Origin of the sequence: Magnetospirillum sp. SS-4 (assembly GCF_902729425.1) — a bacterium.
Taxonomy (GTDB): Bacteria; Pseudomonadota; Alphaproteobacteria; order Rhodospirillales; family Magnetospirillaceae; genus Phaeospirillum.
Window position 1 is genome coordinate 1 of sequence record NZ_CACVCH010000093.1, and the last position, 7527, is coordinate 7527.

Here is a 7527-nt window from a genome sequence, read left to right on the forward strand (position 1 = left end):
CAAGAACTGGAGGAAGGGGGCATGAAAACCGCCGGAACCAAGCCGATCCGCAAGCTGCGCTGCGCCGTCTATACCCGCAAATCCACCGAGGAAGGCCTCGAGATGGAGTTCAACTCGCTGGATGCCCAGCGGGAATCCTGCGAAGCTTATGTCGCCAGCCAGAAGGCCGAGGGCTGGGTGCTGGTGCCGACCCATTACGACGATGGCGGTTTTTCCGGCGGCACGCTGGAACGCCCCGGCCTGAGGCGCCTGCTCGGCGATATCGAAGCCGGGCTGGTGGACGTGGTGGTGGTCTACAAGATCGACCGCCTGTCGCGCTCGCTGATGGATTTCTCCAAGCTGGTCGAGGTGTTCGACCGCAACAACGTCACCTTCGTCAGCATCACCCAATCCTTCAACACCACCACCTCCATGGGGCGGTTGACGCTGAACATCCTGCTGTCCTTCGCCCAGTTCGAGCGGGAAGTGATTGGCGAACGCGTCCGCGACAAGGTGGCCGCGTCGCGGCGCAAGGGAATCTGGATGGGCGGGCCGCTGCCCTTTGGCTACCGCTGCGCCGACCGCAAACTGCTGGTGGTGGAGGAAGAAGCCGCAATCGTCCGCATGATCTTCGAACGTTTCGTCCGCCTCGGCTCCGCCACCATGCTGGTGCGGGAACTGGTCGCCGAGGGCGTCACCCGCCGCGGCAAGAAGCTGGACAAGGGCGGCCTCTACAAGATGCTGGCCAATCCGCTCTATATCGGCAAGGCGGTCCACAAGGGCGTCGCCTATGACGGCGAGCACGAGGCCATCATCGATCAGGCCCTATGGGACAAGGTCCGCTCCATCACCGAGGTCTCCCCCCGCGTCCGCGCCAACCGCACGCGGGTGCAGACACCGGCCCTGCTGAAGGGGCTGATCTTTGCCCCCGGCGGTCGGGCGATGACGCCCTCCCACACCCGCAAGAAGGGGCGGCTGTACCGCTATTACGTCACCACCAGCATCATCAAGGAAGGCCCCGAGGCCTGTCCGGTCGGTCGCGTCCCCGCCGCCCAGGTCGAGAACGCGGTGATCAACCAGTTGCGCTCGCTGCTGCGCACCCCGGAGATGGTGGCCCGCACCTGGAAAAGCGTCCGCGCCGAGGGCGAGGCCATGACGGAGAAGGAGGTGGCTGCCGCCCTGGGCCAGCTTGATCCCCTGTGGGACGAATTGTTCCCCGCCGAGCAGACCCGCATCGTCCAGCTTCTGGTGGAACGGGTCGACATCTCCCCCGAAGGCATCAACATCGCGCTCCGCACCGAGGGGCTGGCCCAACTGGCCGGGGAACTGAAACCGGCCCGTGGCCGGAGGGCCGCAGCATGACCACGGTGTTCGTGTCGATGACCTTCCGCCGCATCGGCGGGCGCAAGCGGATCGTCCTGCCCGACGGCAGCCTCTACAATCCCGAGACACGGGTGCCGGTCGACAGCCCCATCGTCCGCTCGCTGGCCCGAGCTTTCCGTTGGCGGCGCCTGCTGGAATCCGGTCGCCACGCTTCCATCAACGAACTGGCCAAGGCCGAACGCGTCGATCGCGCCTTCGCCAGCCGTGTTCTGCGCCTGACGCTGCTGGCCCCCGATATCGTAGAGGCGATTCTCGCTGGGCGGCAGCCCGAGAAGCTCACCGTGCGGGCGCTGCTGGAACCGATCCCAGTCGAATGGGCGGAGCAGAGGCGGATGTTTCTGGAAGTTGGCCTCGGCGCGTGAGTCAGGCATCGACATAGACCTCGCCCAGGAGGAAAAGCACTGCGGCCTTCTGCTGGATGGTCTATTTTTTCCAGTATTGTTCCATCAGAGGTGCCGTCTTGGCCTTTTTCGAGCGCCGCACGTTCCCCGTGATGGGGGATCGTCACGTCTGTCCGATCCCTCTCAGGAACGGCGAGACAGTATACATGCGGTTGGACGAGGATTTGCCCGCTGACCGAGCGGTGGTTGTCTGCGATCCTGCGAGTTTTCTTCGTATGTGGAAGCTGTCGGGGCGTCGGCCGGAGGTGTTGGCCTGCGAGAGCGATTGGACCCGTGATTACAAATACACGGAGGCGGCAAAGGGCTTCTCGCATGGAGCGGAGAACCCAGTGCCACTGGCCAGAGTGACTTTCCGTTGGGAGATCTCCCATGCCAAATTTCTAACCGGCAGGCTCGGACGGTGGCGCAAGGCTTTCGAGGCAAAACCATTCCTTGATTTCAGCAATGGCATTACCCGGACGATCTGGCTCCTGCACAGTGGAGCTCAATTCTTCCCCGTCGAATGTTCGAAGGCTGAAGCCCGCGCATTCCACGTCGCTGTCGGCATCGGCCCCGGCTATCTGACCCGAGATGATTTCCGCTGGGACTAAAACGGGATCGCCCCGTCGTCAAACGGGTCGGGCTTTGGTGGCAGAGCTCCATTGGGGAGCGGCAAGTTTGTAACCACGTAAAGGTTCAAAATGTCGTCACGGTCCATAAACATGATCTGGCTGCGCTTGGCCGCGTCCAGCTTATTTCCGAGCCAATTCCTCGCAGCCTTGGTGATTTCGCCACCAGCCACGATGTAGGCATGATCCACGAGAACGCGCCGGTTGGTCTCGGGGTCAAATATCTCGTGGCCCAGCATCATGGTCACCTGATTGTGGATCTCGGCGACGTTCGCGGTCCCGGCCTTGCTCATGCCTGCTGCGTCCAGCTTTCCCTTTTTGACCTGGAGCCCGAAATACAGGATGTGCTGGGTCGGGAGCGTATAGCGCATCCAGATGTCCTTGCCGTATTCCAACGCCTTGTCCTTGTGCCCGGCAGCGGTGATCCGATGGAAACCGAGCTGGCGGAATAACGGCAGCAGCACCTCCTCGATCAGTTCGTCCTCGGATGCTTTGTCGAGATAGGCCTGCAACTGCTCTCGGCGCTTCTGCTCGGCGGCGGAGAACGGGCGGTGCGGATTGGGCGAAGCGACAGCGATGGTGTTGGTGGCGACGTGACGCAGGTAGCACTGCCGATCCTCGGCATAGAAGGCCTCGAACCCCTCCCGGGCCAGGGCGGAATTCAGCATTTCCAACGCGCCAGGGCGTTCTGGTTCCTCGTTGGTAGCGTCCGCTTGGTCCATTAAGGTCCGGATCACGCGCGCAAACGTCTCTGGCGGCACGTTGGCGCTGGGGTGCGGTTCGTTGAGAATTTCTTCAAGGGTCGCGGCAACCCAATAATTCCTGGTCGAGCCGTCATGGACATAGTCGGTGTCGCAGTCCCGAAAGAACCGCGTCAGATAGCTGCTACTTCTGTACACAAAGAAGGACTTCGCCTGATCGAAATTCCCGCAGATCATATCCGCGATAGCTATTCTGGTGCGCTCTTTAAACTGCATCTTGGGCTCCGGAACGCCAGATATCTATTCTTGATCAGCCTCGGTCATCGCGATGGCGTCGTCCGGCAGCCGGTATGGTTCGCAGATTTTACGCATGGCCTGGGACAGCGGACCCCGATGATAGAGGCCCTTTTCTGTCCACGACGCTTGATCTGTGAATCCCATGCGCGTCCCCAGGTCGACCATCTCGTCGTGGGGCATCAGATACCAGTCGCCAACGTTCGTATCTGCAAAGGCAATCCACAAATCGCGGCCCAGGTATTTGCGGTCAATGGTCCACCTGCTCTTGAGTTGGACCTTCAGCAGGGTATCGTCGATCTCCCGGTGAAGAACGAAATCGATTCCGGCGTCATAGACCGGCAGGTAGACATTGTAGCCCTGCAGCACCAGGCGCGAGACTAGGGCATTGCGGTTGACCACCTCGCGGATCTGACCGGCGTGGCGCACCGTGTAGGCCGAGATTTCATCAGCAGAGGCCATGGTTCGTCAGCCGGGGAATTTGGTAGTGTGACCGACCATACCGGTGGCAGTCACCTTTCGCAGGTTACCCGAGTTCGGCTGCGCCCGTTCCAACGTGATCGACATGATGGCTTTCCAGTCCTGGCCGCGCGTCCAGTGGTTGTGCCATGGATCAGCGAAGGAATCCATCAGGACGCGCCTTTCACCACAAATCCGGCCGAGCGAGAGATTGCCATGACCGATATGCATCCCGCTGATACGCCGCAGGGATTCCGATCCGGGAGTCCCCTGGTTCCCCAACGAAAATCCGGAAACCACACAGTACGGTGATTCTGGAAATATCATTGAATTCCAGGAAGCTTCCGACCTGTTGATATGGAAGGGCGTGTCAACAGGTCTGGAGAGAATGGCGCCAGGGAGAGAGAAGTCGGCCTATATCCGGCAAGCTCGTGTCAGCACCTAGACATGCAAAAACCGCGCGGAACCTTGGGATATCCAAGGCCGCGTCTTCGCGGTAAAGCAGGTTTGTCTTGTGAGAATGGCGTCCCGGAAGGGATTCGAACCCCTGACCTACGGTTTAGGAAACCGTTGCCAACTAATGCTACTGCACTGATATTAAAGACAATATATCTATATATGATGCTGTGTGAGTCCCGCGTGAGTCAATATTGCGACCACAACTGATGCAACGCTCATCACAATACCTAAGCATCGCCTTGTTCATGCAAGGTGCTATTTAGCTCCACCCAATGCCTTTGCCATTACAAGCACCTGATCCCTGACCTTGGGATCGGCGATGGTGAAATAGGCTCGTACCAATTCGAGGGTTTCCCGCTTTGTCATAGGATCATCGTCGGGTACACCGACTGCCTTGGTGACGTTGCCACGGATCACCTCAACAGGAGATGCTGCCTGGGCAGTCGCAGAAATTTCCTCGAAAAAATAGCCAACCCGCACATCCAGAACACGGGATAGATCGAACAGCCTGGATGCCCCGACCCGATTGGCTCCACGTTCGTACTTCTGGACCTGCTGGAAGGTCAGCCCCAGGCATTCACCAAGCTTCTCCTGGCTCATCCCGAGTAGGGTCCGTCGAAGCCGAATTCGGGCACCAACATGCACATCAATGGGATTGGCACTGCCATCCGCCAATCGGCCACGGGGGGACCGACCAACCTTCTTGGGTACCTTGGCAGGCTTGGGGGCGGTCGCGGGTTGGGAACTCTTACGTGGCGGCATGGTGCCCCTCTTCATGTGTTCGTCAGGTGGCTGATTTTGGCTTCCGGTTCGTCCGGGAATAGCCCAGCCCAACAGCCTTCGCAAACTCTGATCTACGTGCAGCGTATTCCGGGGCGACGAGAGGGTAATCCTTGGGCAAAGACCACTTGGCCCGGTACTCGTCAGCGGTCAGCTCATGCCCAGTCGTGAGGTGTCGCTTGAGCATCTTCTGCCGATCACCGCATTCCAAACAGACAATGTAATCTGGGGTCACTGACCGCTTCACAGAAACGGCAGGTTGCTGCCGTTCAGCCGGTGCTGAAGCAGGGTTGTCCGTAGCGGCTAAAGTCGAATAAACGGACTTGATCAGGCTTGGGATTTCAGTGGCTGCCAAGGCGGTGCCACCCAAGTAGGCGACCACGATCTTGGTCGTCAGAGCCTTGATGTCATCGGCCATTGATGGTGTCCTTGAGGTTCTTTCCGGCGGTGAATTTGGCAGACTTGCTGGCCGCGATGGTGAGGGTCTTGCCAGTCTGCGGATTCCTGCCTTCACGTGCAGGACGGGCAGAAACCGAGAAAGTTCCGAAGCCAACCAGACGCACATCATCGCCGGACTTCATGGCGGTGGTGATGGCTGCAAAAACAGCGTCAATAGCATTGCCCGCGTCGGCCTTGGTCATGTTGGCACCATCGGCGACGGCGGCGATCAATTCGGTCTTGTTCATGTGCCCCCCTACAAAAAGCATGGCCATAACGAATGGCACGATGAATAGGCATCGTCAACCAAACGGGTTTACTCAGGTGTCAGCAAGGTAAACAGGAAAGTCGAGCCGCCTGAAGGTGATTGCTCAACCCAAATCTCGCCGCCATGCCGCTCGACAATCTTCTTACAGACAGAAAGACCGATCCCGGTTCCCTCGTATACCTCTCGGGTATGAAGCCGCTGGAACAACAGGAAAATTCGGTCGAAGTATTCTGGTGCGATTCCGATGCCATTATCCTGGACAGAGAAGACGGCCTTTCCGTCGTTAGGTCGTGCCATCACGGCGATGTGGGGTCTTATCCCCTCTGTTCGATATTTTATGGCATTCCCAATTAGATTTTGGAAAAGCCGATCTAACTGGTGGCAGTCCCCAACCACCATGAGCGATGCATCCACATCGACGACCACGTGTGCATCACACTCGGCAATGGCTGTCCCAAGGTTCTTCAACGCATGGGAAATGGCATCACCGATCCGCATCGGAACCAGTGGTTCTCCCTGTCGATCAATTCTGGAGAATGCAAGCAAGTCCAGAACCATAGCATCCATTCGTCGGGCACCGTCGCGGACGAAGCCAATAAATTCATGCCCATCCGCGTCGAAGTGATGTCCGTAGCGGCGTTCAATCAGGTCAACATAGCTGCTGATCATACGGAGCGGCTCACGAAGATCATGGGATGCGACGTAAGCAAATTGCTCAAGTTCGGCGTTGGATGCCGCCAAATCCTTGCAGGCAATTTCCAGCTTTTCTTCACTCTGCCGTCTGGCTGTAATGTCAAAGCAATAGCCTACATATCCGAGAAATTCGCCTGACTGGTTTAGAATCGGAATGCCATAATCGGCGATCCATCCATACTCACCGCAGGCCCGCTTTATGCGGTACTCCATATCGAACGGCTGACGAAGTGCGAAGGCATTGAGATAGACTTTCAAGCAACGATCAAAATCGTCGGGATGAACACCTTCCGTCCACCCATCCCCCATCTCCTGCTCTATTGTCCTGCCGGTATAGGCAAGCCAAGCGGGGTTGAACCAATTGCATTTGGCATCGAGACCGGCACGCCAGATCAGAATCGGGGCTGCTTTTAGGAGTTCGAGATCAGGCCAACCTGTGTTTGCAACAATCATGGCCGCTCCCAAACCATTGGCTTGGTAGGAATGCTACCAAAGGCATAAGGCTTCGGCAATTGATCGATTCTAAAATTCGAAATACGGCAACCATGCCGCTAACGGCGAAAAATCTACACCGGCAGTGTGAACCTGAAGGTGGCTCCGTACCCAGGTTCTGACTCCACCCAGATTTGCCCCCCATGCTGCGTGATGATCCGCTTGCAGATCGCAAGTCCAACGCCACTTCCTGGATATTGATTTCCAGCATGGAGCCGCCGGAAAATCTCAAAAATATCCTGGGTAGTGTCTGCAATGCCGATCCCGTTGTCGCGGACAGCAATCTGCCATTTGCCGTCTTTCTGTTCAGCATCAATGGAAATTTGAGGCTTACGGTCAGGATGGCGGAACTTGACAGCATTGCCGATCAGGTTCTGAAAAACCTGCATCAATTGGACATCATCGCCGATGACCTCGGGAAGCTGGCCTACAGTGATCTCTGCGTGGTTCTGGGAAATGACCTCTCTGAGATTATCTTGTGCCGCAGAACATGCTGCCGTCAGGGAGATGCGGGAGAACGATACACCTTTTGCCGAAACTCTGGAAAACGCCAAAAGGTCGTTGATCAGCCA

Annotated in this window: 11 protein-coding genes and 1 tRNA gene; 3 read left to right on the top strand and 9 right to left on the bottom strand. The window is 57.8% G+C overall.

Annotated elements, in window-relative coordinates:
* Nucleotides 1–21: 21 nt before the first annotated feature.
* The 3 genes from MTBSS4_RS17115 to MTBSS4_RS17125 all read left to right on the top strand — a co-directional run bounded on the left by MTBSS4_RS17115 (nucleotide 22) and on the right by MTBSS4_RS17125 (nucleotide 2353).
* The gene (locus MTBSS4_RS17115) at nucleotides 22–1341 is read left to right on the top strand and encodes a recombinase family protein (protein ID WP_173984620.1); all 1320 of its coding nucleotides are present in this window, start codon (nucleotides 22–24) and stop codon (nucleotides 1339–1341) included.
* The gene (locus MTBSS4_RS17120) at nucleotides 1338–1724 is read left to right on the top strand and encodes a hypothetical protein (protein WP_173984621.1); all 387 of its coding nucleotides are present in this window, start codon (nucleotides 1338–1340) and stop codon (nucleotides 1722–1724) included. The genes MTBSS4_RS17115 and MTBSS4_RS17120 overlap by 4 nt, the downstream gene beginning before the upstream one ends.
* Nucleotides 1725–1909: 185 nt before the next feature.
* A complete protein-coding gene (locus MTBSS4_RS17125; protein ID WP_173984622.1) occupies nucleotides 1910–2353 on the top strand; it encodes a hypothetical protein in 444 nt (147 codons plus the stop codon).
* Here the strand turns inward: MTBSS4_RS17125 and MTBSS4_RS17130 are convergent.
* From MTBSS4_RS17130 to MTBSS4_RS17170, 9 genes are all read right to left on the bottom strand, one after another.
* Nucleotides 2350–3348 carry a hypothetical protein gene (locus MTBSS4_RS17130; protein WP_173984623.1) on the bottom strand — a complete coding sequence of 333 codons (999 nt, stop codon included), beginning with the start codon at nucleotides 3346–3348 and terminating at the stop codon, nucleotides 2350–2352. The two genes, MTBSS4_RS17125 and MTBSS4_RS17130, sit on opposite strands and share 4 nt — an antisense overlap.
* A 24-nt stretch (nucleotides 3349–3372) precedes the next feature.
* Nucleotides 3373–3828, bottom strand: a complete 456-nt coding sequence (locus MTBSS4_RS17135; RefSeq protein ID WP_173984624.1) for a hypothetical protein — start codon at nucleotides 3826–3828, stop codon at nucleotides 3373–3375.
* Between the two features lie 6 nt (nucleotides 3829–3834).
* Entirely contained in the window at nucleotides 3835–4056 is a 222-nt protein-coding gene (locus MTBSS4_RS17140; RefSeq protein WP_173984625.1) for a hypothetical protein, read from the bottom strand.
* Nucleotides 4057–4346: 290 nt separating this feature from the next.
* Nucleotides 4347–4412: transfer RNA gene (locus MTBSS4_RS17145), tRNA-Arg, on the bottom strand.
* Between the two features lie 127 nt (nucleotides 4413–4539).
* A complete protein-coding gene (locus MTBSS4_RS17150) occupies nucleotides 4540–5046 on the bottom strand; it encodes a helix-turn-helix domain-containing protein (RefSeq protein WP_254432628.1) in 507 nt (168 codons plus the stop codon).
* A 22-nt stretch (nucleotides 5047–5068) separates the two neighbouring features.
* The gene (locus tag MTBSS4_RS17155) at nucleotides 5069–5482 is read right to left on the bottom strand and encodes a MucR family transcriptional regulator (RefSeq protein ID WP_173984626.1); all 414 of its coding nucleotides are present in this window, start codon (nucleotides 5480–5482) and stop codon (nucleotides 5069–5071) included.
* On the bottom strand, nucleotides 5472–5750 hold the full coding sequence (locus MTBSS4_RS17160) for an HU family DNA-binding protein (protein WP_254432627.1): 279 nt from the start codon (nucleotides 5748–5750) through the stop codon (nucleotides 5472–5474). Before MTBSS4_RS17160 ends, MTBSS4_RS17155 begins: the two co-directional genes overlap by 11 nt.
* A 68-nt stretch (nucleotides 5751–5818) precedes the next feature.
* Complete coding sequence (locus tag MTBSS4_RS17165) at nucleotides 5819–6916, bottom strand: ATP-binding protein (protein ID WP_173984627.1); 1098 nt, start codon at nucleotides 6914–6916, stop codon at nucleotides 5819–5821.
* A 113-nt stretch (nucleotides 6917–7029) separates the two neighbouring features.
* The coding region (locus MTBSS4_RS17170; RefSeq protein ID WP_173984628.1) for an ATP-binding protein at nucleotides 7030–7527 on the bottom strand (498 nt) is incomplete at its 5' end.